19 protein-coding genes are annotated in these 25821 nt (G+C 73.6%); 16 read left to right on the top strand and 3 right to left on the bottom strand.

Features of this window, described 5'->3' with window-relative positions:
- Positions 1 to 34: 34 nt before the first annotated feature.
- Positions 35 to 571 (bottom strand): HNH endonuclease, encoded by a 537-nt coding sequence (locus tag AB0C96_RS06245; RefSeq protein WP_018088296.1) that lies wholly within the window; start codon positions 569 to 571, stop codon positions 35 to 37.
- 292 nt (positions 572 to 863) lie between these two features.
- Between AB0C96_RS06245 and AB0C96_RS06240 the strand changes: the two genes are divergently transcribed.
- From AB0C96_RS06240 to AB0C96_RS06210, 7 genes are all read left to right on the top strand, one after another.
- The gene (locus AB0C96_RS06240; RefSeq protein ID WP_362914232.1) at positions 864 to 1952 is read left to right on the top strand and encodes a mechanosensitive ion channel family protein; all 1089 of its coding nucleotides are present in this window, start codon (positions 864 to 866) and stop codon (positions 1950 to 1952) included.
- Positions 1953 to 2324: 372 nt separating this feature from the next.
- Complete coding sequence (locus AB0C96_RS06235; protein WP_362914230.1) at positions 2325 to 3464, top strand: ROK family transcriptional regulator; 1140 nt, start codon at positions 2325 to 2327, stop codon at positions 3462 to 3464.
- A gap of 82 nt (positions 3465 to 3546) precedes the next feature.
- Entirely contained in the window at positions 3547 to 4887 is a 1341-nt protein-coding gene (locus AB0C96_RS06230; RefSeq protein WP_362914228.1) for an ABC transporter substrate-binding protein, read from the top strand.
- 65 nt (positions 4888 to 4952) lie between these two features.
- Positions 4953 to 5930, top strand: a complete 978-nt coding sequence (locus AB0C96_RS06225; RefSeq protein ID WP_362914226.1) for a sugar ABC transporter permease — start codon at positions 4953 to 4955, stop codon at positions 5928 to 5930.
- Positions 5931 to 5936: 6 nt separating this feature from the next.
- The gene (locus AB0C96_RS06220; RefSeq protein ID WP_362914224.1) at positions 5937 to 6845 is read left to right on the top strand and encodes a carbohydrate ABC transporter permease; all 909 of its coding nucleotides are present in this window, start codon (positions 5937 to 5939) and stop codon (positions 6843 to 6845) included.
- A 6-nt stretch (positions 6846 to 6851) separates the two neighbouring features.
- The gene (locus AB0C96_RS06215) at positions 6852 to 8144 is read left to right on the top strand and encodes a 6-phospho-beta-glucosidase (RefSeq protein WP_362914222.1); all 1293 of its coding nucleotides are present in this window, start codon (positions 6852 to 6854) and stop codon (positions 8142 to 8144) included.
- Positions 8135 to 9115 (top strand): BadF/BadG/BcrA/BcrD ATPase family protein, encoded by a 981-nt coding sequence (locus AB0C96_RS06210; RefSeq protein ID WP_362914220.1) that lies wholly within the window; start codon positions 8135 to 8137, stop codon positions 9113 to 9115. The genes AB0C96_RS06215 and AB0C96_RS06210 overlap by 10 nt, the downstream gene beginning before the upstream one ends.
- A gap of 136 nt (positions 9116 to 9251) precedes the next feature.
- Here the strand turns inward: AB0C96_RS06210 and AB0C96_RS06205 are convergent, their stop codons facing one another.
- Both AB0C96_RS06205 and AB0C96_RS06200 read right to left on the bottom strand, forming a co-directional pair.
- Positions 9252 to 9575: a hypothetical protein gene (locus tag AB0C96_RS06205; protein ID WP_362914218.1), complete on the bottom strand. Its 324-nt coding sequence runs from the start codon at positions 9573 to 9575 to the stop codon at positions 9252 to 9254.
- A gap of 215 nt (positions 9576 to 9790) precedes the next feature.
- A complete protein-coding gene (locus tag AB0C96_RS06200) occupies positions 9791 to 10483 on the bottom strand; it encodes a FadR/GntR family transcriptional regulator (RefSeq protein ID WP_362914217.1) in 693 nt (230 codons plus the stop codon).
- Between the two features lie 362 nt (positions 10484 to 10845).
- On the opposite strand from AB0C96_RS06200, the gene AB0C96_RS06195 reads away from it, so the two are divergent.
- The 9 genes from AB0C96_RS06195 to AB0C96_RS06155 all read left to right on the top strand — a co-directional run bounded on the left by AB0C96_RS06195 (position 10846) and on the right by AB0C96_RS06155 (position 25810).
- Positions 10846 to 12198 (top strand): hypothetical protein, encoded by a 1353-nt coding sequence (locus AB0C96_RS06195; RefSeq protein ID WP_362914455.1) that lies wholly within the window; start codon positions 10846 to 10848, stop codon positions 12196 to 12198.
- Positions 12199 to 12218: 20 nt separating this feature from the next.
- Entirely contained in the window at positions 12219 to 13241 is a 1023-nt protein-coding gene (locus AB0C96_RS06190; RefSeq protein ID WP_362914215.1) for a glutamate ABC transporter substrate-binding protein, read from the top strand.
- Positions 13242 to 13473: 232 nt separating this feature from the next.
- Positions 13474 to 14799: a hypothetical protein gene (locus AB0C96_RS06185; protein WP_362914213.1), complete on the top strand. Its 1326-nt coding sequence runs from the start codon at positions 13474 to 13476 to the stop codon at positions 14797 to 14799.
- Positions 14796 to 17405 carry a tetratricopeptide repeat protein gene (locus tag AB0C96_RS06180; RefSeq protein WP_362914211.1) on the top strand — a complete coding sequence of 870 codons (2610 nt, stop codon included), beginning with the start codon at positions 14796 to 14798 and terminating at the stop codon, positions 17403 to 17405. Before AB0C96_RS06185 ends, AB0C96_RS06180 begins: the two co-directional genes overlap by 4 nt.
- 1 nt (position 17406) lies before the next feature.
- Positions 17407 to 18837 carry a protein phosphatase 2C domain-containing protein gene (locus AB0C96_RS06175; RefSeq protein WP_362914209.1) on the top strand — a complete coding sequence of 477 codons (1431 nt, stop codon included), beginning with the start codon at positions 17407 to 17409 and terminating at the stop codon, positions 18835 to 18837.
- 128 nt (positions 18838 to 18965) lie between these two features.
- Positions 18966 to 19778: a hypothetical protein gene (locus tag AB0C96_RS06170; RefSeq protein ID WP_362914207.1), complete on the top strand. Its 813-nt coding sequence runs from the start codon at positions 18966 to 18968 to the stop codon at positions 19776 to 19778.
- A gap of 110 nt (positions 19779 to 19888) precedes the next feature.
- The gene (locus AB0C96_RS06165; protein ID WP_362914205.1) at positions 19889 to 21553 is read left to right on the top strand and encodes an FHA domain-containing protein; all 1665 of its coding nucleotides are present in this window, start codon (positions 19889 to 19891) and stop codon (positions 21551 to 21553) included.
- A gap of 136 nt (positions 21554 to 21689) precedes the next feature.
- Entirely contained in the window at positions 21690 to 22094 is a 405-nt protein-coding gene (locus tag AB0C96_RS06160) for a globin (RefSeq protein ID WP_362914203.1), read from the top strand.
- Positions 22095 to 22387: 293 nt separating this feature from the next.
- On the top strand, positions 22388 to 25810 hold the full coding sequence (locus tag AB0C96_RS06155) for an ABC transporter permease (RefSeq protein ID WP_362914201.1): 3423 nt from the start codon (positions 22388 to 22390) through the stop codon (positions 25808 to 25810).
- The last annotated feature ends 11 nt before the right edge of the window (positions 25811 to 25821 follow it).

Genomic DNA, 25821 nt, shown 5'->3' with positions numbered 1-25821 from the left:
CGGACGGCCCGGCCCGGACGTACGAAGGCCCGGTCTACGCCGATACGGCGTCGATCCGGGCCAACGCGTCATCCGCGCCGTACGGCTGCAAGTAGGGCAGCCAGCGCGGGTCGCGATGGCCCGTGCCGATGATCCGCCACGCCAGTCCGGACGGCGGGGCGGGTTGATGGCGCAGTCGCCAGCCGATCTCGGCGACATGACGGTCGGCCTTGACGTGGTTGCAGCGCCGGCAGGCGGCGACGACGTTCTCCCAGGTGTGCTGACCTCCACGGCTGCGCGGGATGACGTGGTCGACGCTGGTTGCGACGCCACCGCAGTACATACAGCGCCCGCCGTCACGGGCGAACAGCGCCCGGCGGGTCAGGGGCACGGGGCCACGAAAGGGCACCCGCACAAACCGCTTCAAGCGGACGACGCTCGGAGCGGGGATCACACGGGTCGCGCTGTGCATAAGGGCGCCGGACTCCTCAAGGCTCACAGCCTTCTCATTGAGGACGAGGATGAGCGCGCGGCGGAGCGGTACGACGCCGAGCGGCTCGTACGACGCATTGAGGACCAGGACATGCGGCACGGGTGCCTCCTTGTACGCCGGCGGCGCGTGGCTCGCGCCGGGACGATCTCCCCACAGTGTCCCCCGGTGCCTGGTCGGAGCGCCACCATCACCGAGTAACGGGCCGGAGGTGTTTTCCACCACACCCCCACACGTCCCTCCAGATACGGCTCATTCCGGCCCCCTGGGGACCTCCCGTCTCGAACACGGGCGCGGCCCGCCCCCGTTGCCCCGTTAGTGTGGTGAATCTGCCCGGTTGCCGACGTCCCGCCCACGGTTCCCGGGTCTGCTGTCCCACACGGAAGGTTCGACTGTGTTCTGGTCCGCTTCGTCGGTCGCCACCGCGCCCCTGGGCGCCGCCGCACCCGACTCAACCGGTCCGACCTCGCTCGACGAGGCCACGAAGAAGGCCACCAACGCCGCCGGCTGGGTGCAGGAGAACTGGGGGACGTGGCTCACGTCCGGCCTGCAGATCTTGCTGATCATCGTGATCGCGGTGGTGCTCCGGCATGTGATACGCCGCACGATCACCAAGCTCATCGAGCGGATGAACCGCACCGCGGCCGCCGCCCAGGGCACCGCGCTGGGCGGTCTGCTCGTCAACGCCGAGCGCCGCCGGCAGCGCTCGGAGGCCATCGGCTCGGTGCTGCGCAGCGTCGCGTCCTTTGTGATCATGGGCACGGCGGCGCTGACGGTGCTGTCCGTCCTCCAGATCAATCTGGCACCGTTGCTGGCGAGCGCCGGTGTGGCCGGTGTCGCCATCGGCTTCGGCGCCCGCAACCTCGTCACCGACTTCCTCTCCGGCGTCTTCATGATCCTTGAGGACCAGTACGGCGTCGGCGACGAGATCGACGCGGGCGTGGCCTCCGGCACGGTCATCGAGGTCGGCCTGCGGGTCACCAAGCTGCGCGGCGCCAACGGCGCGATCTGGTACATCCGCAACGGCGAGGTCAAGCGGATCGGCAACCTCAGCCAGGGCTGGTCCACGGCGAGCGTGGACGTCGTCATCGCCGCCGACCAGGACCTGGTGCGGGCCCGCGACACCATCACCGCCGCCGGCGAGGAGATGTCCAAGGCCGAGCCCTGGAACGAGCAGCTGTGGGAGCCGGTGGAGGTGCTCGGCCTCAGCGAGGTGCACCTGGAAACGGTCACCATCAGCGTCTCGGCCAAGACCATGCCCGGCAAGTCGGCCGGCGTGGAGCGCGAGCTGCGCTGGCGCATCAAGCGCGCCCTGGACGCCGCCGGTGTCCACCTCGCCCCGCGCCCGGAGCCGGAGGACGCGGTGCAGGTCGCCGCCGACCCCACCTCCGGCGTGGCGGCGCCCTCGGCGCTCAACAACCCGACGTCGCCGCAGTCGCAGGCGACCGAGCCGATCTCGGCGCCGTCGAAGCTGGGGAAGTAGTCAAGGCCGGTGAAGTAGGGAAAGCAGCCGGCCGCGGACGATCAGGAGCCGTCCACGGCCCGGACCGGTGAGGGGCGTACCGCGCAAACGCGGTACGCCCCTCCCTTTCGTCTCCCTTTCGCCTTCGTCTCCCTTTCGTCGCGGCGGGTGTCCCGCTCGTCGTGCCGATGCCTCCGAGCGGGCAACTCGCCCCGTCCCACCCATTGACGCCGCCGTGACCCGCGGCCTACCTTCCTGTTCATCGATTGGAAAGTTTCTTAACAGATGCGCGGCGGTCATCCGGATCGGCCGCCGCCGGTGAACGGGGTGACGGTCATGGCCGGTGGGCAGGGAGCGCAGGGGACCCCGGGGACGCCACGGGTGTTGCGGGCCATGAACGACCGGGCCGCGCTCGACCTGCTGGTGTCGCAGGGCCCGCTGACCCGCACCCGGATCGGGGAGCTGACCGGGCTGTCCAAGCCCACCGCCTCCCAGCTCCTGGCGCGGCTGGAGGCCGCGGGCCTGGTGCGGACGACCGGGAACGTCACCGGGCGCCCGGGCCCCAACGCACAGCTCTACGAGATCAACCCGATGGCCGCGCACGTCGCGGCGCTCGCCGTCGACCAGCTCGGGATCACCGCCGCGGTCGCGGACGTCACCGGGCAGGTGCTCGGGGAGGAGCGGGTCGACACCGACGCCGTCGCCGAGGACGTGCCCAACAGGACCGCGGAGCTGGTCGCCAAGGCCGTCGACGGGGCACTGGCCAAGGCCGGGCTGGGGCGCGAGCAGCTGCACGGGGCGGTGATCGGCACGCCCGGCGCGCTGGACCCGCAGACCGGCCGGCTGCGCTACGCACCGCACCTGCCCGGCTGGCACTCGCGGGCGCTGAAGGAGGAGCTGGCCGAGGTGCTGGGCACCCCGATCACCATCGAGAACGACGTGAACCTGGCGGCGGTCGCCGAGCAGTACGACGGCGCCGCCCAGGACTTCGACGACTTCGTGCTGGTGTGGGCGGACGAGGGCGTCGGCGCGGCCATCGTGCTCGGCGGGCGGCTGCTGCGCGGGGCCACCGGCGGTGCGGGGGAGATCGGCTACATGCCGCTGCCCGGGGCGCCGTTGGCCCGCGACGGCGACCGCAGCGCCGCCCGGCCGGACGCCGGCGGCGGCTTCCAGCGGCTGGTCGGCTCGCCGAGCGTGATCGAGCTGGCCCGGGAGTACGGGGCCGGCGACGTCCGTACCGTCGACGAGGCGCTGGACCGGGCCGACGTACGGGAGGAGGTCGCCCGGCGGTTGGCGACCGGGCTGGCGGCCGTCGTCGCGGTCGTCGACCCGCGGCTGGTGGTGCTCTCCGGGGAGGTTCCGCAGGCCGGTGGGGAGGCGCTGCGCGCCCTGGTCGAGGAGGAGTTCACCGGACTCGCGCTGCCCCGTCCCGCACTGCGGCTCAGCCATATCGACGGCAATCCGATCCTCATCGGCGCACTGCGGACGGCGCTCGCCCAGGCCCGCGACGCGGTGTTCGACACCTCGGGCTGACCGCCGCTGCCCGGCCCCCTCGCCGGCTGCCACCTCCCGGCGCGTCACGTCCCGACCTCCTCCGCCGTAAAGGAAGTCCGCCATGTCGTTTTCGCGTCTGTGCCTCCGGATGTCCGCGGCGCTGGCCGGTGCCGGGCTGTTCCTCGCGGGCTGCGCCCATCCGAGCGTGGGCAGCGACCGCGACGATCCGACCGAGCCGGTCACGCTCACCTTCTGGCACGGCTGGTCGACTCCGGGCGAGACGAAGGCCGTCCAGGACAGCATCGCCCGCTTCGAGCGGCTCCACCGCAACATCACGGTGAAGGTGGTGCCCAACGTCACCGACGAGACGATGAACCAGGCGCTGCGGGCCGGCGGGGACGATGCGCCCGATGTGGTCTCGTCCTTCACCACCAACAACGTCGGGCAGTACTGCTCGTCGGGGATGTGGGCGGACCTCGATCCGTTCCTGGAGAAGACCGGGGTGGACAAGGCGCAGGTCTTCCCCAAAACCCTGCTGGACTACACCCGTTACCGGGGCGAGCAGTGCGCGCTGCCGTTGCTCGCCGATTCCTACGGGCTCTACTACAACAAGGACGCGTTCCGGAGAGCCGGGATCAGCCGACCGCCGCACACCATGTCCGAGCTGAAACGGGACGCCGTCAAACTCACCCGGCGCGCCGCGGACGGCTCGTACCGGCAGGTGGGTTTCATGCCCGACTTCCGGCTCTACCAGAACAGTCCGGACCGGATGTTCGCCCAGTGGGGACCGACGTACTTCGACGCCCGGGGAAAGGCCCGGCTGGCCGAGGACCCGGCGAGCAGGGAATTCTTCGCCACCACCCGCGCCCTGATCGACGCACAGGGCGGCTACGGCCCGCTGGAGAGGTTCCGCACCACCTTCGGCGACGAGATGTCCTCGCAGAACGCCTTCCTCACACAGAAGCTGGCCATGCACATGGACGGCGAGTGGCGCGGGTTGATGCTCCGGCAGTCGAAGGCGGGGTTCGCCTGGGGCACCGCACCGATGCCGGTGCCCGACGACCAGGCCGACAGCTACGGGCGGGGCTACCTCACCGGGACCGTGGTCGGCATCGCGCACAGCAGCCGGCACCAGAACGCGGCCTGGGAGCTGGTGAAGTTCCTGACCGTGAACACCGATCAGGTGGTCCGGTTCGCCAATGACATCCACAACGTGCCCTCCACGAAGGCGGCGTTGGCCTCGCCGAAGCTGGACCCCGATCCGACGTTCCGCACCTTCCTCGACATCGCGCAGAACCCGCACAGCGTCGCCCTGCCGCCGTCCGTCAACGGCGGGCAGTACGTCACCGCGCTACAGGACTTCTCCTACGACGTGGAAGCCGGAAAGGTCCCTGATCTCGCCAAGGGTCTGCGCGCACTCGACGCCCAGATCGACGCCGACAACCTCCAGTCCCAGAACTGACGCCGAGCATCCCGCGTTCCGCATTCCGCCCGAGCACCGGCCCCGAGAATCGACGGAGAACCGCCATGGCTGCCCTCACCCCCGCGCCGGTGCCCACGCCGGCGCCGGCTCCCGCGCTGCGTCGCAAACGCACCCGCGAACGGCTGCGCACCCTCGGCTTCCTCTCGCCCTGGCTCATCGGCTTCTCGGTCTTCTTCGGCTATCCGCTGATCGCCACCGTCTACTTCTCCTTCATGCGCTACAACCAGATCGAACCGCCCGATTTCGTGGGGCTGCGGAACTGGACCTATGTGCTGACGCAGATGCCGTTGTTCGGGCCCGCACTGTGGAACACGCTGTGGCTGGTCGTGGTGATGGTCGCCCTGCGGGTGGTGTTCGGCCTGGGCATCGGGCTGCTCGTCACCAAGATCAAAACGGGCGCCGGGTTCTTCCGCACCGCGTTCTACGTGCCGTACCTGGCGCCGCCGGTGGCCGCCACCGTCGCCTTCGTCTTCCTCCTCAACCCCGGCACCGGCCCCGTGAACGAGATCCTCGGGGCGGTCGGCATCCCCGCGCCGTCCTGGTTCAACGACCCGCACTGGGCGAAGCCGTCCCTGGTGATGCTGTCGCTGTGGGGCATCGGCGACCTGATGGTGATCTTCATGGCGGCGCTACTGGACGTGCCCAGGGAGCAGTACGAGGCCGCCGAGCTGGACGGGGCCGGCGCCTGGGCGAGGTTCCGCTACGTCACCTGGCCGTCGCTCACCCCTATCGTGATGTTCGCGGTGGTCACCGGCGTCGTCCAGACCATGCAGTACTACACCCAGGCGCTGGTCGCCGGGAAGCTCGCCTCCGGCGTCTCCATCGGCCCCGGCACCGTCATCCAGCCCGGCTACCCGGACCACTCCACCCTCACCGTCCCACAGCTCGTCTACGCGCTGGGCTTCCAGAACTTCAACACCGGCGCGGCGTGCGCGCTCTCGCTCGTGCTCTTCGTCCTCGCCCTGGCCGTCACCACCCTGCTGATGCGCAAGCGCGCCGGCCTGCTCGCGACGGAGGACTGATCCGAGATGACCGGCACCACGCTCACCGCCCGCCGAGCCCCGGCCCGTTCCGGCACCGCCGGCGACCCGGCCAACCGCGCCCGCGCCCGCCGCACCCGGCTGCTGCACTGGATCGCCGTACACTCCGTCGCCGTCGCCGCCGCCCTCTTCTTCCTACTGCCTTTCGTCTTCGTCTTCCTGACCTCCCTGATGAGCGACGACCAGGCGATGAGCGGCGAGCTGTGGCCGCACACATGGCACTGGTCCAACTACGTCACCGTCGTCGAGACCCCCGGGTTCCTGGACTGGTGGAAGAACTCCCTGCTGTACGCGGGCCTGGGCACCCTCCTCACGGTCTGCTCGGCCGTCCCGGTCGCCTATGCGCTGGCCTCGTTCCGCTTCCGCGGGCGCCGCACCGCGATGATCCTGGTCATCTCGACGATGATGCTGCCACCGCAGGTCATCGTGATCCCGATGTACCTGGTCTGGGCGCAGCAGCTGCACCTGGCGGGCTCGCTGTGGCCGCTGATCATCCCGATGGCGTTCGGCGACGCCTACTCCGTCTTCCTTCTGCGACAGTTCCTGTTGACGATCCCTCAGGAGTACCTCGAATCCGCGAAGGTCGACGGCTGCGGTTCGTTGCGCACCCTGCTGAGGATCGTGGTGCCGATGGCCCGGCCGGGCATCGCCGCCATCTCCCTCTTCCAGTTCTTCTACTGCTGGAACGACTACTTCGGCCCGCAGGTCTACGCCGCGCAGAACCCCGCCGCCTGGACGCTCTCCTACGGCCTGGAGTCCTTCAAGAGCGCCCACAGCGTCAACTGGAACCTGACCATGGCGGCAACACTTCTGGTCATGGCGCCGGTCGTCATCGTCTTCTTCTTCGCACAGAAAGCCTTCGTCGAAGGCGTCACCCTCACCGGAGTAAAGGGCTGATTCAGCATGCTGCCGTCCCCCCAAGGACGATCCCCGCGCCCCCGCGTCAAACTCGCCGTGGTCGGCGGCGGCTCGACCTACACCCCCGAACTCATCGACGGATTCGCCCGGCTGCGTGACGTCCTGCCGCTGGCGGAGCTCGTCCTGATCGACCCGGCACCGGACCGACTGGAGAGGGTGGGCGCCCTGGCCCGCCGGATCTTCGCCAAGCAGGGCCACCCGGGCACGATCTCCTGGACCGACGACCTGGACGCCGGGATCGACGGCGCCGACGCCGTCCTGTTGCAGCTGCGGGTCGGCGGGCAAGCCGCCCGCAACCAGGACGAGACCTGGCCGCTGGAGTGCGGCTGCGTCGGCCAGGAGACCACCGGTGCCGGCGGCCTCGCCAAGGCGCTGCGCACCGTGCCCGTCGTCCTGGACATCGCCGAACGGGTGCGCCGCCGCAACCCCGAGGCCTGGATCGTCGACTTCACCAACCCCGTCGGTATCGTCACCCGAGCGCTGCTCACCCACGGCCACAAGGCCGTCGGCCTGTGCAACGTCGCGATCGGCTTCCAGCGCAAGTTCGCGAAGCTGCTGGGCGTCTCCCCCGACCGGGTGGAGCTGGAGCACATCGGCCTCAACCACCTCACCTGGGAGCGGTCCGTCCGCGTCGCCGGCGAGGACGTCCTTCCCCGGCTCCTCGCCGAACACGGCGACGCCATCGCCGACGACCTGCACATGCCGCGCCCGCTGCTCGACCGTCTCGGCACCGTGCCCTCCTATTACCTGCGCTACTACTACCAACACGACGCGGTGGTGGAGGAGTTGCGCAGCAAGCCCTCCCGCGCCGCCGAGGTCGCCGCCATCGAGCAGCAGCTCCTCGGCCTCTACGCCGACCCCGCCCTCGACGAGAAGCCGGAGCTCCTCGCGCGGCGCGGCGGCGCCTTCTACTCCGAGGCCGCCGTGGCACTCACCTCCTCCCTGCTCGGCGACACCGGCGACACCCAGGTCGTCAACACCCTCAACAACGGGACCCTGCCCTTCCTCCCCGACGACGCGGTGATCGAGGTCCCGGCGGCGGTGGGTGCCGCCGGCCCCACCCCCCTCCCCGTACGCTCTCTGGAGCCCCTCTACGCCGGCCTGATCGCCCATGTCACCGGCTATGAGCAACTGGCTCTGGAGGCGGCCCTGAAGGGCGGCCGGGACCGGGTCTTCTCCGCCCTCCTCGCACACCCCCTCATCGGCCAGATCGACGACGCGGACCGGCTCACCGACCAGCTGATCGCGCACAACCGGGAGCACCTCACGTGGGCCTGACCGGCACGGCGCTCGCCATCGACGCGGGCAACAGCAAGACCGACGTGGCGCTCGTGACCACGGACGGCAGACTGCTCGGGACCGCCCGCGGCGGCGGCTTCCAACCCTCGGTGGTGGGCGCCGGCCGCGCGGTCGACGCCCTGGCACCGCTGGTGGACGCGACCCTCGCCCAGGCCGCGCTGACCGGCCCCGTCGACCATCTCTCCGCCTTCCTCGCCAACGCCGACCTCCCCGCCGAGGAGACGGTGCTCACCACCGAGCTCACCGGCCGCGGCTGGGCGCGCACGGTCTCCGTCCGCAACGACACCTTCGCCCTGCTCAGGGCCGGACTGCCGGACGACGGGGAGCCGGTGGGCGTCGCCGTGGTGTGCGGGGCCGGCATCAACTGCGCCGGCCTCGGCCACCACGGAGCCACCGCCCGCTTCCCCTCCGTCGGCCGGATCTCCGGCGACTGGGGCGGCGGCTCCCACCTCGCCGACGAGGCCCTGTGGTCCGCGGCGCGCGCCGCGGACGGCCGTGGCGACCCGACCGACCTGGCCCGCGTCCTCCCCGCCCACTTCGGCCTGACGACCATGGGCGAGCTGATCGAGGCACTCCACCTCCAGGGCATCCCCGACCACCGCCGCCATGAACTGGCCCCGGTCCTCTTCGCCGTTGCGGCCGCCGGGGACCCGATGGCCCGCGCCATCGTCGCCCGCCAGGCCGAGGAGATCGTCCTGATGGCCACCGTCGCCCTCCAGCGCCTCGACCTCCTCGCCGAGCCCACTCCCGTGGTCCTCGGCGGCGGCGTGCTCGCGGCCCGCCACCCCCTCCTCCACGACCGTGTCCTGCACCTCCTCTCCGAACGAGCCCCGAAGGCGGTCCCCCAGGTCGTCACCGCACCCCCGGTGCTGGGCGCGGCCCTCGACGCGCTGGACCGGGCGGGCGCGGAGCCGGGGGCCGCTGCCCGACTGAGGGGCGCGTGGGCGTAGCCCCGGTGCCTGCCGGACCTGGCACCTGGCACCTGGCACCTGGCACCTGGCACCTGGCACCTGGCGGGCCCGTACCCACCGGCCCCAAGGCAAACCCCTGGACGGCCACGCCACGCCCCCCCGCGGCCACCGTCGCTCAGCCGACCAGCACGCTGTCCCCGGTCCTGGTCTCCGTGCGCTCGCCCGGCGCGAGGACGACGACCGGCGGCGGGGCGTGGGCCGGTGCCGCGGCGGGCGCATGGTGGTTGCGCTCCGTGATGATGGTGATGTGCTGGTCGGTGTCGTTGACGACGAGGGTGGCGGAGCCGTCGATCCCGTGGTCGAGGGGGTAGCTGCCGCCGCCGGGGTCGATGTAGGTGGTACCGCCGATCGTCAGGAAGCCCCTGGCCGAGGCGGATGTGAGGGCGCCCGGGGCGCCTCGGGACGGGGCGGCCGTGAGGGGGCCGAGGAGTTTCGCCATGCGGCGCATGCTGGGTACCTCCGCTTCGTGGGGCGTGGACGGGCCCACGCCGTTCGTTGTGACGGGTGTCGGTTTCAAGGTCGACCTTCGTCACTCAGAGTAATTGAAGGAGGGTGGGCCTGGCAGGGCGCACGGGAGTGAAAAAGAGGGCGCGCGCCCCGCGGAACACGCCAGGTCGTTCCGTCGCGGGACGGTCGCCGCCGCCCCGCGGCCGGTCAGTCGTCGAGCGGCAGGGCGAGATCGCGCACGTGGCCGGCGAGGAGGAGGACCGCGGCGTCGACGGCGGCCTGCGGGTCCTGGGCGCGGATGGCGTCGGTGAGACGGGCGTGCGGGTCGGTGGCGGCCGCGGTCGCGGTGTCCAGGCAGGCGGCGCGGCGGAGTTCCGCACGCAGCGCGGCGCTGAGCGAGCGGTAGATGTCGGCGAGGACGGGGTTGGCCCCGGCCTCGGCGACCAGGACGTGGAACTCGGCGTCCGCGGCGATGAAGGCATCGGTGTCGTGCGCGGCGAGCGCGGCCTTGCGGCGGTCCAGCGCGGCCTCGATGCCGGCGAGTTGGGCATCCGTGCGGTGCTTGGCGGCCTGCCGGGCGGCGACCACGTCGAGGCCCTGGCGGATCTGGGTGACATGGGTGAGTTCGGCGCGCTCCAAGCGGCGGCGGAGGGCGACCGCGCTGTCGTCGTCGGAGATCACGAACGTGCCGTCGCCCTGCCGGGGTTCGAGGAGCCCGGTGTGGACGAGGGAGCGGACGGCCTCACGGACCGAGGCCCGGCTCACCCCGAGGGTCTCGGAGAGGGCGCTCTCGGGCGGGATACGGCTGCCCACCGGCCAGGTGCCGTTCACGATCTGGGCGCGGATCTCGTCGGTCGCGATCTCCACGAGCGACACCCTGCCCTTGCGGACCGATCGCACGAGATCACGCTCCCTTCCGTGGCCGTGTCACCCGGTGCCCGTGTCAGCCGGTGCCCGGGGTCACCTGATGTCTGATGACTATGCGGTCACTGTAATGCCGCGCGTGCCGGCGCGGACCGCCCGCGCGCGCCCGCGCCCCGGACCGCCCCGCGGATCGCGATCCGAACAAGATCGGGTCAATAGCGGTGTGCGTGTCAGTGGCGGCGGACATACTGCTGCCCATGCACCGGTCCTTGTCGTGAGCGCTCTCGGGCGTCCGGCGCCGCGGCCGGACCCTCAGTTGGCAACCAGGGGGAGGTTCTGTGTCGTCCGTGTCGACCAGCCCGGTGTCCACCGGCTCGGCGTCGACCAGCAGCGTGACACTGCCCGCCGCGGGGCGCCGGCCGGCCTGGGTCGAGGGGCTGGACGACCTGCGGGCCGCGGCGACGACCGAACCGGGCCGGCTGCGGGTGATCGGTGCCGTACTCGCACTCCTGGTGGTGGTGTTCGGCGCGGCCACGGCCTGGCAGGTCACGGACCGGGCGACGGCCGCGGACGACGTCGTGGAGCGCAGCCAGCCGCTGACCACGGACGCGGCCAGCATCTACCGGTCGCTGGCGGACGCGGACACCACGGCCGCCGGCGGGTTCCTCGCGGGGGTGGAGGGCAGCAAGGCGACCCGCGAGCGCTACGACCGCGACATCGCGACGGCGGCCGACCTGCTGACCAAGGCCGCGCAGAGCACCCGGGGTCCGGACGGCGCGGGCGAGCAGATCGCCCGTCTCAACCGCCAGCTGCCCCGCTACACGGGCCTGGTCGAGACGGCGCGGGCGAACAACCGCCAGGGACTGCCGCTCGGCGGCGCGTACCTGCGGTATGCGAACGAGCGGATGCGTACGGAACTTCTGCCGGCGGCACGCGCGTTGTACGAGGCGGAGACCGAACGGCTCGCCGCGGACTACGACGACGCCACGGCCCGGCCGTGGTTCGCGCTGGGGGCGGGCGTCGTGGCGCTCGGCGCGCTGGGGTGGGCGCAGCGGCGGCACTACCGGCGCACCAACCGGGTGTTCAACCGCGGTCTGCTGGCCGCCACGGCCGGTTCCGTCGCGGTGTTGATGTGGCTGGTGGTGGGGCAAACGGTGGCGCGTACGGGACTGACGGAGTCGTACGAGCACGGTGCCCGGTCGCTGCGGGTGCTCAACGAGGCGCGGATCGATGCCCTACAGGCGCGCGGGGACGAGAACCTGACGCTGGTGGCGCGCGGTGCGGTGCTCACGGGCGACCAACAGGATTTCTACGAGGTCGGTTTCCGTACCGGGATGAAGGATCTGGTGGGGACGGGCGATCATGGTGCGGCAGCCGCGAAGGGCCGGCTGGGGGCGGCGCTGGCGCTGGCCGACGACGAGGCGGGGCGGGGCCCGGTGCGCGAGGCGCTGACACAGGTACGGCAGTGGCAGGCACGGCACGCCCAGGCGCGGGCGGCGGACGACAGGGGCGACTACGAACGGGCGCTGAAGAAGGTGATCGGCGCGGACGGCTCCACCGGGGAGTCGTTCGACCGGGTGGCGGCCGGGTTGCAGGCGGCGCTGGTGCACGAGCAGGAGGAGTTCCGGTCGGCGGCGGACGACGGGCGCGGGGCGCTGGGCGGACTGCCGGTGGGCGCCGGGGTGCTGGCGGCGCTGGCCGCGGTCGGCGCGGTGCTGGGGATCGGCCGCAGGCTGGCGGAGTACCGGTGATGGGGCCCGGGGAGGGGGACATGAGGATGCGCGCGCGAGGGCTGATGAATCTGCGTGCCGTCCTGGCGCCGGTCGCGTCGGGGATGTCCGTGATGGCGGCGGCTGCGGCCGTTCTGGTGCCGACGCTGGGCAGCGACGCCGACGACGGGGCCGGCCGCGGCGGTGCGTCCGCGCCGCCGGCGACGCACCGCACCTACGGGCCGGGGGTGGCGGCCACACCGACGGCGGCCCGGTGCACCGAGCGCACCGCGGCGGAGAGCCTGCGGCCGTCGTCGGGCGAGGGCACGGCGGTGGCACGGATCAAGGAGAAGGGGCAACTGGTCGTCGGCGTCGACCAGAACACCTACCGGTGGGGGTACCGCAATCCGGCCACCGGCAAGCTGGAGGGCTTCGACATCGATCTGGCGCGGGCGATCGCCGAGGACATCCTGGGGCCGGACGCCAAGGTGGTCTTCAAGGCGGTGCCGACCAACCAGCGGATACCGGCCCTCCAGAAGCGCGCGGTCGACATGGTGGTGCGGACGATGACGATCAACTGTGCGCGCAAGCAGCAGGTGGCGTTCTCGACCTCGTACTTCCAGGCCGGGCAGCAGGTGTTGGCCCCCAAGTCGTCGGCGATCAAGGCGTTCGACGACTCGCTGCGCGGCAAGCGGGTGTGCACGGCCGCGGGGTCGACGGGCGAGGCGGAGCTGACGGCGCAGCGGCACGGCGCCGAGGTGCTCACGGTGCCCAACCAACTCGACTGCCTGGTACGGCTGCAACTGGGCCAGGCAGACGCCGTCGTCACGGACAACGCCCTGGCCGCGGCGCAGGCGGCGCAGGACCCCACGGTGCAGCTCAAGGGGAAGCCGTTCACGGACGAGTCGTACGGCGTCGCGATGAACAAGGACGACACGGATCTGGTGCGGCGGGTCAACAAGGTCCTGGACGACTACCGGGGCGGCGGGGCCGCCGGCAGCCCCTGGATGCAGGCCTACCGCAAGTGGCTGCGGGCCGACATGCCGGAGATATCGGGGCCGCCGTCGCCGGAGTACAGCGACTGACCGGCCGGTGTGGCCCACTCCGCCGCAGGACCGCCCCAAGGAGCGGAGCGGGAGACCGATCGCTCCCGCGCAGCGGCTCGATGGCGTTCACTATGAAGAGGCGGGAACGAGGAAGGGGAACGGGGACGAGCGGGAAGGGAACGGGGAAGAGGTAGCCGCAGGAGCCGACGCCGCAGCAGCCACTCGGTCGCAGCAATCGCCGTGCACCGTACGCGTATTGGAGAGGTGATCGATGGGGGTCCCTGGACCCGTCCCCGGTTCTCCGGGGAGTCCCGATGCCCCGGTGCTGGGCCGGGAGGAGGTGGACCGTGCCCTGGCGCGGCTCGGCGCCGAGTACGAGGCGATCGAGACGTCGCTGCTGGCACTACAGGACCACGCCGGGCGCCGGCTGCTGGAGGGCGCCGACCTGTCGGGCACCACCAAGGAGCGCTGGGCCGCCACCGAGCGCTCCATCGCGGTCCTGTGGTCGCTGTTCGACGCCTATACGGCGACGTTGGAGGCGGCGCGCGCGCTGCGGGCCCGGCACCGCTGGCCGAGCCCACAGGAGCTGGCGGAGCTGACGGAGCTGCTGCACGGCGAGTCGGTGACGGTGCCCGGCACGACCGCGGCGGGCGGTGGCCCGGAAGGCGGCCCGGCCCGGCGGACCGAGCGGTACACCCTGGAGGACCTCGTCGGGCGGATGAACGGGCTGTACGCGCGGTCGCTGGACGTGATCGTCGCCGCCGATGCGGTCTGGTCGGCGCTGCCGGCCCGGATAGACCTGCTCTCCGCCGAGCTGCAACGCACGCGGTCGCTGGCGCATTCGGTGGGGGTGCGGCCCGGCGAACACCCGGCGGGCGACGACCTGGAGCGGATCACGGACGAACTGCACCGGCTGCGCGCCCGGGTGATCGCCGATCCGTTGGCGTTCTGGGTGTCGTCGGCGGCGGGGAGTTCGGCGCCCGGCGGGGGCCGTCCGGACACCGCGCGCTACGACCGTGCGGCGCGGGCGCTGGAGGACATCCGGCGGGAGGTGGCGGCGGTGCTGGACGTCCGGCAGGACGCCGAGCGGCGGCTGATGCTGCTGCGCGACGTGCTGTCCCGCGCCGACCGCACGCTGACCGAGGCGCGGCAGGCCCGCGGCGAGGTGCTGGCGAAGATCGCCGCCTCGGAGGTGCCGGCGGTCAGCGGGCCGTCGACGGCGCTGCACGAGCAGCTGGCCGCCGCCGCGGAGTACCGCAGGCGCGCGCAGTGGCACCGCCTCTCGCCGCTGCTGGACAGCCTGGAGGATCGGGCCGAGGACGAACTCCACCGCGCCCGCGAGTCGTTGACGGCGGTGACCGCGCCGCTCGCGGTCCGCGCCGAACTGCGCGGCCGGCTGGACGCGTACAAGGCGAAGGTGGCGCGCCACGGCATGGCGGAGGACCCGCTGCTGACAGAGCGGTACGACGTGGCCCGCCGGATGCTGTGGAGCGCGCCGTGTGACCTGCGGGCGGCCGAGCACGCGGTGTGGCGCTATCAGCAGGCGGCGGCGGAGGCGATGGCCTCGCCGCCGCTGGAGGGTGAGGGGGATTCGTGACGGAGCGGGCCGGCGAGCGCTGCCAACGGCGGGAGTGCACGGGCAGCTACGAGGACGTCGGCGGCGGGGAGCGGTACTGCGACGTCTGCGGTCTGGCACCGGTGGTCTCGCCGGGCGGCCTGCTGTCCTCACCGCCGACGGGCCTGACCGGCCGGGCACCGGCGGGTGTCGCGTCGGGCCGCGATACGGCCGGGGCGCTGCTGACGGTCCCCTCCCCCGGCCCCGGTTCGGGCGGTACGTCGCGGTCCGCGCGCTCGGCACCGTCCCGGCGCTCGGTCTCCGGACGGCTGTCGCGGTCGCCGTCCGGCGGCGGGCCGACGCGCGGCAGGGCGGCGGTGTTGGTGCGCAGCGCGGGCAGCGGCGCGTCCTCCGGGTCGGCGCGCGGCCGGCTGGGCGCCGGCCTGGTGGCGGTGCCGCAGGTGCCGCGGCCCGATCCGCGGACGGCGGTACTGGAGCGTCCCGAGGTCCCGGAGCGCAAGCGGTTCTGTAGCCGCCTGGACTGCGGTGCGCCGGTGGGCCGTTCGCGCGGTGAGCTGGTGGGCCGCACGGAGGGGTTCTGCACCAAGTGCGGCCATCCGTACAGCTTCGTACCCAAACTGCGGCCCGGTGAGATGGTGCACGACCAGTACGAGGTCGTCGGCTGCCTGGCGCACGGCGGGCTGGGCTGGATCTACCTGGCGATGGACCACGCGGTCTCGGACCGCTGGGTGGTCCTCAAGGGGCTGCTGGACACCGGCGACGAGGAGGCGCTGTCGGTGGCGATGTCCGAGCGCCGCTTCCTCGCCGAGATCGAGCACTCCAACATCGTGCGGATCTACAACTTCGTGGAGCACCTCGACCGGGCCACGGGCAGCCTCGACGGCTACATCGTCATGGAGTACGTCGGCGGGAAGTCGCTCAAGGACCTCGCCAACGACCGGCGTACGCCCCAGGGGAGGCGCGATCCGCTGCCGGTCGATCAGGCCTGCGCCTACGGCATCGAGGCCCTGGAGGCGCTCGGGCACCTGCACAGCCGGGGCTTCCTGTACTGCGACTTCAAGGTCGACAACGCCATCCAGCAGCACGACCAGCTCAAGCTGATCGACATGGGCGCGGTGCGCCGGATGGACGACCACGAGAGCCCGATCTACGGCACGATCGGCTACCAGGCGCCGGAGATCGCCGAGCTGGGCGCGTCGGTCTCCTCCGACCTGTACACGGTCGCGCGCACCCTCGCCGTCCTCACCTTCGACTTCCAGGGCTACACCAACGTCTTCGCGGACTCCCTGCCCGACCCCGACAACATCGAGGTGTTCCGCACCTACGAGTCCTTCTACCGGCTGCTGGTGCGCGCCACGGACCCGGACCGGGAGCGCCGGTTCGGCTCCGCGGAGGAGATGGCCGAGCAGCTGACCGGCGTGCTGCGGGAGGTGGTGGCGCTCCAGTCGGGCGAGCCGCGGCCGGCCCTGTCGACGCTCTTCGGGCCCGAGCTGCGCGCCGTGGACACCGAGGTGCTGGCTCCCCAGGAGGGGGACAGTTCGCTGCTGGGAGCCCGCGGGGCGGCGGTGCGCCCCGCGGGCGCGGAGTACTGCGGTCCTGGCGGTCCTGGCGGTCACGGCGGTCACGGCGGTCCGGTGCTGCGCCCCCTGGACGTCGCCGGGGCCGCCCTCGCCCTGCCGGTGCCACGGGTGGATCCGACCGATCCGAACGCCGGGTTGCTCGCCGGGCTGCTGACCGCCGCCCCCGCCGAACTGCTCGCCGCGCTGCGCTCGGCGCCCACCGGCTCGCTGGAGGTCCGGCTGCGGGAGCTGCGCGCCCACCTGGAGACGGGTGACGGCACGGCGGCGCGGGCGGTGCTGGAGGCGATCGCGGCGGAGCCCGCCGAGCCGTGGTCGGGCACGGGGCACGGCGGCGCCGGGGCGTGCGGAGCCGACTGGCGGGTGGTGTGGCACCGCGGCCTGGTGGCGCTGGCGACGGCGGACCTCGAAGGCGCCGCGCTGGCCTTCGACGCGGCCTACGACGCCTTCCCCGGCGAGCCGGCGCCCAAGCTGGCCCTGGGCGTCTGCGCGGAGTTGCTGGACCAGTTGGACAATGCGGTGGAGTACTACCGCCTGGTGTGGGCGGCCGACCGCAGCTATGTCAGCGCCGCGTTCGGACTGGCCCGGGTGCGGCTCGCGGCGGGCGACCGCACGGGCGCGGTCGAGGCGCTGGAGTCCGTACCGGAGTCGTCCATCCACTACACCGCGGCGCGGATCGCGGCGGTGCGCGCCCGACTGCGGCAGCGCCCGCCGGACGATCCGCTGCTGCCGGACCTGCGGGCGGCCGCCCAACAGGTCGAGGCCCTGGCGGACTTCGGGTTGGACGCCGAGCGCCGGGAGCACCTCACCGCCGAGGTACTGGGCAGCGCCCTGGACTGGGTACTCTCCGGGAGCCACGGCGCGACGGCGGAGGGCGAAGGACGCGGGCACGGGCGGCCGGCGCTGCTCGGCAGCCCGCTGGACGAGCGCGGCCTGCGCTTCGGCCTGGAGCGGTCGTACCGACTGCTGGCACGGCTGGCGCAGCGTGGCGAGAGAAGGATCGAGCTGGTGGAACGGGCCAACCGCTTCCGCCCCAGGACGTGGGTGTGACATGGGTGTGACTGGGCCGTCCCGGTGTACGGGGTGCGGTGAACCGCTCGGTGCGGGGGACAAGTTCTGCGGCCGGTGTGGAGCCGCGTCGCTGACGCCGGGGTACGCGGTGTCGCCGGCGTACGGGGCGGCCGCCGCGCCGCCGGTACCGCCGCTGCCGCCGAGGCCTCCGGTACCGCCTGCGCCTCCGGCACCTCCGGCGATGCCCGCAGCGGCACCGCCCGCAGCGGCCGCGGCCGTCCGGCCGGCCGGCCCGGTGGGGCCGGTGGGGCCCCCGCCGCCGGATCCGGGGACCCGTCTGCCGGACGGGGACGACATCGCTCCGCCGGTGCCGGGCGGTGCCCCGGCGGCGCCGTCCGGCCCCGCGGCGGCGGACGGGGCGCAGCCGCCCGCCGACCCCCGGGTCGCCGGATACGAGGTGGTCGCCGACGCAGCGGCGGAGGCGGCGGCCCGGTCCGCGGCGGAGCCCGCGGAGCCGGTCGCGGCGGCGGAGGCGACCGACGCCTCCGTCGAGGACTCCGCGGTCTGCGCCGTGTGTCGCTCCGGTGCGGTGGACGTGGACGGCCACTGCGAGCGGTGCGGCCACGCCCGGCCCCGGCAACGCGACCACATGGAGCGCGAGTTGGCGGGGATGGCGGCGGTCAGCGACCGGGGCCACCGCCACCACCGCAACGAGGACTTCTTCGCGCTCCGGGCCACCGCGCTGCCCGACGGTTCGCCCGCGGTGATCGCGGTGGTCTGCGACGGGGTCTCCTCCGCGACCCGCCCGGACGACGCGTCCAAGGCGGCGTCGGAGGCCGCCGGTGAGGCGCTGCGGGCCGAGCTGCCGCGCGGCACGCACCCCCAGCAGGCCATGCACCAGGCCGTCCTGGCGGCCTCCGCCGCGGTTGACGCGCTGGCCGCGGACCCCGCCCTGGCGCATCACGAGCAACAGCAGCAGAACGCCCCGGCCTGCACGTTCGTCGGCGCGGTGGTCGGCGGCGGACTGCTCACCATCGGCTGGGTCGGCGACAGCCGCGCCTACTGGATCCCCGACGACCGCACGGCACCGCCCGTCCGGCTCACCGAGGACGACTCCTGGGCCGCCCAGATGGTCGCCAACAACCTGATGTCGGAGGAGGAGGCGAACGCCGACGAGCGGGCGCACGCCATCACCGGCTGGCTGGGCGCCGACGCGTACGAGGTCGAGCCGCACACCGCGGCGTTCAAACCGGACGGCCCCGGCATCGTGGTGGTGTGCACGGACGGACTCTGGAACTACGCAGAGACCGCCCAGCAGATGGCCGCGGTGCTGCCGCACGACGCCCCCGGCAGGCCGCTGGACGGCGCCCGGACGCTGGTCACCCACGCCCTCGACGGCGGCGGGCACGACAACGTAACGGTGGCGCTGGTGCCGTTCCCCGCGCCGCCCGCGGGGGCAGGATCGGCCTGACCGGGTCACATCCGAACGAGTCGGGCGCCGGCGAGGGGTGACACCCGGCGGCGCGGACGCACCACGGGCACCGGTCGTCCGGTACGGCCGGTGGAGCCCGTACGGCCAGGGCGTCGCAAGGAGAACGGATGGCCAGTTTCGCCAAGTCCCGTGTGCCGCGGTTCTCCGCCGAGGTGTACCAGAACCCCTATCTGCCCGAGGGCGGACGCGAGGTGCACACCATCGTCACGGTCACCGCGACCGGGGGCGGCACGACCGGCGGCCGGCCGGTGTCGGTGGACGGCCGGCCGGTGTCCGTGGACGGCCGGCCGGACACCGGCGTGAAGGAGATCGCCGACGTCGGCCTGCGGCTGTGGACACCACAGGGCGCCGAGGTGGTCTTCCTCAAGCAAGTCGCCCCCACCGTGGAGGACTTGACCGGTGGGCGCCGGGAGTCCGGGGCGCGGTCGGGGGACTATCCGACCGGCTCGTGGGGCGACGAGGCCCGGGACTACCACCTCTTTCTGCGGGTTCCGGCCGCCGGCATCGGTGCGCGGATGCTGGCCGGCCGTGTGTCATTGATCATTCCCACACCGGTCGGGGACCCGGCCCGGCCCTCGTCGCGGAGCGGGCCGACGATGCTGTCGCAGGGGCTCGTCCGGGCCTTCTGGACGGATGACCTCACCGTCTCGACCTCGATCGATCCGCAGGTGGCGCACTACACGGGGCAGGCGGAACTGGCACAAGCCATCCAACAAGGTTTGGATGCCCGTAAGTCGGGTGATGTCGACCGTGCGACGGCGAAACTGGGCCGCGCCGTACAGCTCGCCGGGGCCTCCGGGAACACCGGGACTGCGAAACTCCTTGCGAAGGTGGTGGACGTCCTCAATGCGGCGAACGGTACTGTGCGACTGAAGGCGAAGGTCGCCGAGGCGGACGAGATGACTCTTGAGACGCGCTAGACGCACACCGTTCGCGTAAAGCAATAGACATAACGAACCACAATCAGTACCGACACAATCAGTACCGAGCAGTGCCCGAAAGAGAACGGTACGGAGGGGGAAGAACCGACATGCCGACCTGCCCGAACGGCCACCAGTCGGTGGCCGAAGACTGGTGCGAGGTGTGCGGCCAGCGGATGGCGGGTGCTGTCCCCCCGCCGCCCTCCTTGCCTGCCGGCTTCCTGAACACCCCGCCCAGCCAGCCGACCGGCCAGCCCGGCCCGCCTCCGGGACAGCCCGGCCCGCCTCCGGGACAGCCCGGCCCGCCTCCGGGACAGCCCGGCCCGCCCCCAGGACAGGCCGGTCCGCCGCCCGGCATGCCCGGTCCCGGCGGCCCGGGTACCCAGGGCGGCCAGGGGGGCTACGGCTTTCCGCCGCCCGGCATGCCCGGTCCCGGCGGCCCCGGCACCCAGGGTGGCCAGGGCGGCTACGGCCTCGGCGCACCCGGCCCCCAGGGCGATCAGGGGGGCTACGGCTTCCCGCCGCCCGCACCGGGCCCCGGCGGCCTCGGCCAGCCCGCTCCCGGCCCCGGCCCCGGCGCGCAGACCGAGCCGTGCCCGCAGTGCGGTACGCCGCGTGCGGCGATGGCGCCGTTCTGCGAGGAGTGCCGCTACAACTTCCTCACCAACACCCCCACCTCGTTCGCCCCGGCGCCGGGCCAGCCCACCGGCCAGCCCGGTCCGCCGCCCGGCATGCCCGGTCCCGGCGGCCCGGGTACCCAGGGCGGTCAGGGCGGCTACGGCTTCCCGCCCCCCGCACCCGGACCCGGCGGCCCCGGCACCCAGGGTGGCCAGGGCGGTTACGGCTTCCCGCCGCCCGCACCGGGCCCCGGCCAGCCCCCGCCCCCGCAGCACGGCATGCCCGGCCAGCCCGGCCCCGGCGGCTTCCCCGGCCAGCCCGGCCCGCCGCCCGGTATGCCCGGCCCCGGCCCGGCAGGTCAGCCCGGCCCGCCCCCGCAGCAGGGCGCTGACGACTGGCCGCTGAGCCCCCCGGGCGCCCAGGCCGCACCCGCGCCGATGGCACCCGCGCCGCCCGGCCCAGGACCGCATGCCCCGTTCGAGCCGCAGCCGTTCGAGCCGCAGCCGTTCGATCAGCAACCGTTCGAGCAGCAGCCGTTCGAGCAGCAGCCGCCCGCGCCGTTCCCGCCGCAGCAGCAACCCCCCTTCGGGCAGCAGCACCCGTTCGAGCAGCAGCCTCCGTTCGAGCAGCAACAGCCCCCGTTCGAGCAGCAGTTGCCGCCGCAGCAGGGGCCCGGACCGGACCAGCAGTGGAACGGCGGTCCCGGCCAGGGGCCGATGGCACCGCCGCTGGGTCCGGCGCCGGTCGTCGGCGCCGGCTGGGTCGTGGCGATCGCACCGGACCGTGAGTACTTCATGGCGATGATGGGACGCAGCGGCCCGGAGGCGGCGGGGCTCAACCTGCCCGCGTACTCACCCGAGCAGGTGCTCCCGCTCGCCAACGGCCAGCTGGCGATCGGCCGCCGCCGCAACAGCACCGGCGAGTCCCCGGACATCGACCTGGGCAGCACGCCGGAGGACCCGGGCGTCTCGCACCAGCACGCACTGCTGGTGCAGCAGCAGGACGGTAGTTGGGCGGTGGTGGACCAGAACTCCACCAACGGCACGACGATCAACCTCGCCGAGGACCCGATCCAGCCCTACGTACCGGTGCCGCTCCACGAGGGCGACCGGGTGCACGTCGGCGCCTGGACGACGCTGACCATCCGCCGCGGCTGACCGGCGGACGAGCGCAGCACCGGACGAACGGAGCGTGGTCGACCGACCACGCCCCGTTCGCATGTCCGGTCCGTGGCGCCCGCCGCCCCGTCCTACGACCGGAGTCCTAGGAGGAGGCGTCTGCCACCATGGACCGGTGAACAAGATTCCGCGCGGCACCCTTCCGGAGCAGACCTTCTACGAGCAGGTCGGTGGCGAGGCGACCTTCCGTCGTCTGGTGCACCGCTTCTACCAGGGAGTCGCCGAGGACCCGCTGCTGCGGCCGATGTACCCGGAAGAGGACCTGGGGCCGGCCGAGGAGCGGCTTGCGCTCTTCCTCATGCAGTACTGGGGCGGCCCCCGGACGTACAGCGACGGCCGGGGTCACCCCCGGCTGCGGATGCGGCACGCGCCGTTCACCGTCGACCGGGCCGCGCACGACGCCTGGCTTCGCCACATGCGGGACGCGGTGGACTCCCTCGACCTGTCCGAGGAACACGAGACGCAGCTGTGGAACTACCTCACGTACGCGGCCGCCTCGATGATCAACGCCGCGGACTGAGGAACGCGTCACACCGTAAGGCCACCACCCCCACCCCACTCTTGCCTTATTCATGACAACGTCATGAGGTCGTTCACGACAGCGTTCACGACAGCGTTCATGACGATGTTCATGACGACGTCCATGACGACACCGCGCGCCCTGACAGCAGGGTCCGCCCGCGGCGCTCCTGTCACGATCCGGTCAAGGCACACCGCAAACCGCTTACCGGACGCACCACTCTCTGACAGCATCCGTTCAACTGTTTGGTGCTGTTGTTGTTGTCGGGAGTGCTGAGCGCGGCAGGGGGGACCGTGTCCGGCTTCGTCTTTCTGCGCGTACGAGCGCACCGCCTGCTGCTGGCCGCCGCCCTGCTGTCGGTGGTGCTCACCACCACCGTGCTGGTGACACTGGCCGCCTTCTCGGACGCGGTCGGGAACGCCGGTCTGCGGCAGGCCCTGCGGACCCGGTCCGCGGCGGCCGCGGCGCTCCAGGTGAAGGCCCAACTGCCGGCCGACAAGAGGGAGTCGGCGGACCGGGCGGTCACCAAGGGCGCGCGCCGGGCCTTCGACGGGCTGCCGTTCACGGTGCACACCCTCACCCGCTCCGGGCCGTACGCCCTGCCCCGGGCGCTCCGCCCGCCGCAGGACCGGCAGGGCGACGAGCCCGACCTCACCCACCTCGCGGCCATGGACCGCTCCCGCCTCACGCTCACCTCGGGGCGCTGGCCCGCCGCCGTGCCGCGGGGCCCGCTGCCGGTCGCCGTGCCGGAGGCCGCGGCCGCCCGGCTGGGAGTCGCGCCCGGCCGCCGGCTCACCCTCGGCAACCGGCTGTCCGGCCCGGCCCACCTGACGATCGAGATCACCGGCGTCTACCGGCCGAAGGACCGCGCCGACCCCTACTGGAAGCTGGACGACCTCGGCGGGCGCGGGGTACGCACCCTCGGCTTCACCACCTACGGTCCGCTGCTCGCCGACCCGTCGGCGTTCCACGGCGGGCCGCTGGTGCAGGACTCGGTCGGCTGGCTCGCCACCGCCGACTTCGGCTCGCTGACCGCGGACCGGCTGGACGCGCTGAGCGCCGCCGCGGGCCCCGCGCCCAAGGCCCTGATGGCCGATCCGGCATTCGGCGGCCAGGCCACCGCCGACACCGATCTGCCCGACGCGCTGGGGCAGTTGCGGCGCGCACTGCTGGTGAACCGCTCGACGATCCTGATCGTCGCGCTGCAACTGATCCTGCTCGCCGGCTATGCGCTCCTGCTGGTCGCCCGGATGCTGAGCACCGAACGGGCCGGCGAGACCGCCCTGTTGCGGGCCCGCGGCGGCTCCCGGCGGCGGGTCGCCGGCCTGGCCCTCACCGAGTCGCTGCTGCTCGCGGCCCCGGCCGCGCTCGGCGCGCCGCTGCTGTCCGGGCCCCTGATCCACCTGCTCGCCGCCCATGGGGCGCTGGCCCGGATCGGGCTGCCGCTGGACACCCGGCTCACCGGCCCCACCTGGCTGACCGGCGTCGGCGTGGCGCTGGGCTGCGCCCTCGCGGTCGCCGCGCCCGCACTGCTGCGGACCGGGAGCGACGGTCCGGCACGGCGGCGACCGCGGGGACCGAACGGTGCGACGGGGGTGTCCTTGCGGGAGAAGGTGCGGACCCGGGGAAGAGCGGGCGCGGACCTCGGCCTGCTGGTGGTCGCCGGCGTCGCGTACTGGCAGTTGCAGCGGCAGACGACGTCCGGCGGCACCGAAGGCGGTGGCGGCAACGGGGTGTTGACCGGCGACACCGGCGGCCGGCTCGGCATCGACCCCGTGCTGGTGGCCGCCCCCGCACTGGCGCTGCTCGCCGGTACGGTGCTGACGCTGCGCCTGCTGCCGCTCGCCGCCCGGCTCGCCGAGCGGGGCGCGGCCCGCGGTCGGGGCCTGGCGGCGGCGCTGGCCGGCTGGCAGATCAGCCGTCGCCCGCTGCGTGGCGCGGGCCCCGTCCTGCTGCTGGTGCTGGCCACCGCGCTGGGCATGCTGGCGATCGGGCAGCGCGCGTCCTGGGACCGCTCGCAGGACGACCAGGCGGACTTCCGCGCGGGCGTGCCGGTGCGCGTCCTGTCCAGCAGGACACCGCAGTTCGGCCAGGGCGGGGCGTACGCGGCGGTGCCCGGGGTGGCCGCCGCGCTGCCCGCCGGGCTGGCCGGCCTGGAGCTGTCGGACGGCCGGTCCGCCACGCTGCTCGCCCTGGACGCCCGCCGGTCGGCGGGGGCGCTGCTGCTCCGCGGCGACCTGGTGGGGCGCGGTGCGGACGAGGCACCGGGCACGGCGGCGGACGGGGTGCTGCGCGCGGTGGCGCCGAAGGCCGGCGCGGCCGGCGGGCTCCCGCTCCCCTCCGGCACCGACCGGTTACGACTGACCGCCACGCTGCGCTCCCTCGCCACGCTGCCGTCCGCCCCCGACCAGCAGCAGCTGCCCGGCGAGGCCGGCCCGCGCGCGACCGGGCCGGCGCCCGCGGACCTCTCCGCCCTGGTCACCGACGGCTTCGGCGTCCCGTACACGCTGCCGCTGGGCCGGCTCGCCGCCGACGGCGCACCCCACACCCTCACCGCCGACCTCGCCGCCGCGGCCGGCGCCCCGGCGGGCCGCCCGGCCGAGCCGCTGCGGCTGACCGGCCTGGTCGTCGACATGGACCAGCCGACCGCCTCGCACCGCCAGCGGTTGACCGTCTCCACCGCCCTGGCCGTCACCGGCAGCGGCCCGCCACGGCCCCTCACCGCGCCCGCCGCGCTCGGCTGGCGGGCGCGGATCACCGACCGGAGCAGCTCCGTGGGAGCGGAGTCCGGCCCCCGGGCGGGTCGCGCCGAGGTCCCCGGCGGCGGGCTGCTGTCCCAGACCTACGAGACCGGCGCCCGGACGGACGCATGGGGGGCGTCGGTGACGTCGGTGCGGATCACCGCCGTGCACCCGCGGCGGCCGCCGCTCGCCGCGGTCGCCACCGAGGCGTATCTGCGGGACAGCGGTTCGGCGGTCGGCTCGGTCGTCGAAGTGCCGGTCAACGGCCAGCCGTTGAAGGCCCGGATCGTACAGGCGGTGCGCGCGCTGCCGGGGCCGGCGGACGGCGGGCCGGCCACCGGCGGGCTGCTGGTCGACTTCGGGGCGGTCAACGAGGCGCTGTCCGACCACGACGCGCCGCCGCTGACCGCCACCGAGTGGTGGCTGCGCACCCGGCCGGGCGCGGCGGCGCAGGCCGTCGCCGCGCTGCGTTCCCGTCCGGACACCGATCCGGGCCAGATCCTGGTCCGGGACGAGATCGCCCGGCAGCTGCACGACGATCCGCTGGGGCTGGGCCCGCGCTCCGCGCTGACCGCCGCTGCGGCGGTCGCGGTGGCGCTGGCAGCGGTCGGCTTCGCGGTGAGCGCCGCCGGCTCGGTCCGTGAACGGGCCCGGGAGTTCGCGGTGTTGCGGGCCCTGGGGGCGCCGCGCCCGCAGCTGGCCCGGATGATCGCCGCGGAGCAGGGCGCGTTGATCGCCCTGGCGCTGGCGGTCGGTGTGGCGCTGGGGACGGTGCTGACCCGGGCGGTGGTCCCGTTGGTCGTGCTGACCCAGCGGGCGGACCGGCCGGTGCCACCGGTGCTGGTGGAGCTGCCGGCCGGCCAGGTGGTGGCGCTGCTGGCCGCCATCGCGGCGGTACCGCTGCTGGTCGTGGCGGCGGTCGGCCTGCGCCGCGGGGACCCGGTACGGTCCCTGCGCGGCCAAGGAGCACTGTGATGACCACCAAA

The sequence above is a fragment of the Streptomyces sp. NPDC048506 genome, assembly GCF_040651315.1.
Lineage (GTDB): Bacteria > Actinomycetota > Actinomycetes > Streptomycetales > Streptomycetaceae > Streptomyces.
The sequence above is the reverse complement of the archived record's forward strand: the minus strand, read 5'-3'. Positions and strand labels throughout refer to the sequence as shown.

Coding starts and splice junctions, on each gene's coding strand:
- AB0C96_RS06230 (WP_362914228.1), top strand. CDS start 3,547: ATGTCGTTTTCGCGTCTGTGCCTCCGGATGTCCGCGGCGCTGGCCGGT.
- AB0C96_RS06225 (WP_362914226.1), top strand. CDS start 4,953: ATGGCTGCCCTCACCCCCGCGCCGGTGCCCACGCCGGCGCCGGCTCCC.
- AB0C96_RS06170 (WP_362914207.1), top strand. CDS start 18,966: ATGGCCAGTTTCGCCAAGTCCCGTGTGCCGCGGTTCTCCGCCGAGGTG.
- AB0C96_RS06185 (WP_362914213.1), top strand. CDS start 13,474: ATGGGGGTCCCTGGACCCGTCCCCGGTTCTCCGGGGAGTCCCGATGCC.
- AB0C96_RS06165 (WP_362914205.1), top strand. CDS start 19,889: ATGCCGACCTGCCCGAACGGCCACCAGTCGGTGGCCGAAGACTGGTGC.
- AB0C96_RS06175 (WP_362914209.1), top strand. CDS start 17,407: ATGGGTGTGACTGGGCCGTCCCGGTGTACGGGGTGCGGTGAACCGCTC.
- AB0C96_RS06205 (WP_362914218.1), bottom strand. CDS start 9,575: ATGGCGAAACTCCTCGGCCCCCTCACGGCCGCCCCGTCCCGAGGCGCC.
- AB0C96_RS06220 (WP_362914224.1), top strand. CDS start 5,937: ATGACCGGCACCACGCTCACCGCCCGCCGAGCCCCGGCCCGTTCCGGC.
- AB0C96_RS06215 (WP_362914222.1), top strand. CDS start 6,852: ATGCTGCCGTCCCCCCAAGGACGATCCCCGCGCCCCCGCGTCAAACTC.
- AB0C96_RS06235 (WP_362914230.1), top strand. CDS start 2,325: ATGAACGACCGGGCCGCGCTCGACCTGCTGGTGTCGCAGGGCCCGCTG.
- AB0C96_RS06190 (WP_362914215.1), top strand. CDS start 12,219: ATGAGGATGCGCGCGCGAGGGCTGATGAATCTGCGTGCCGTCCTGGCG.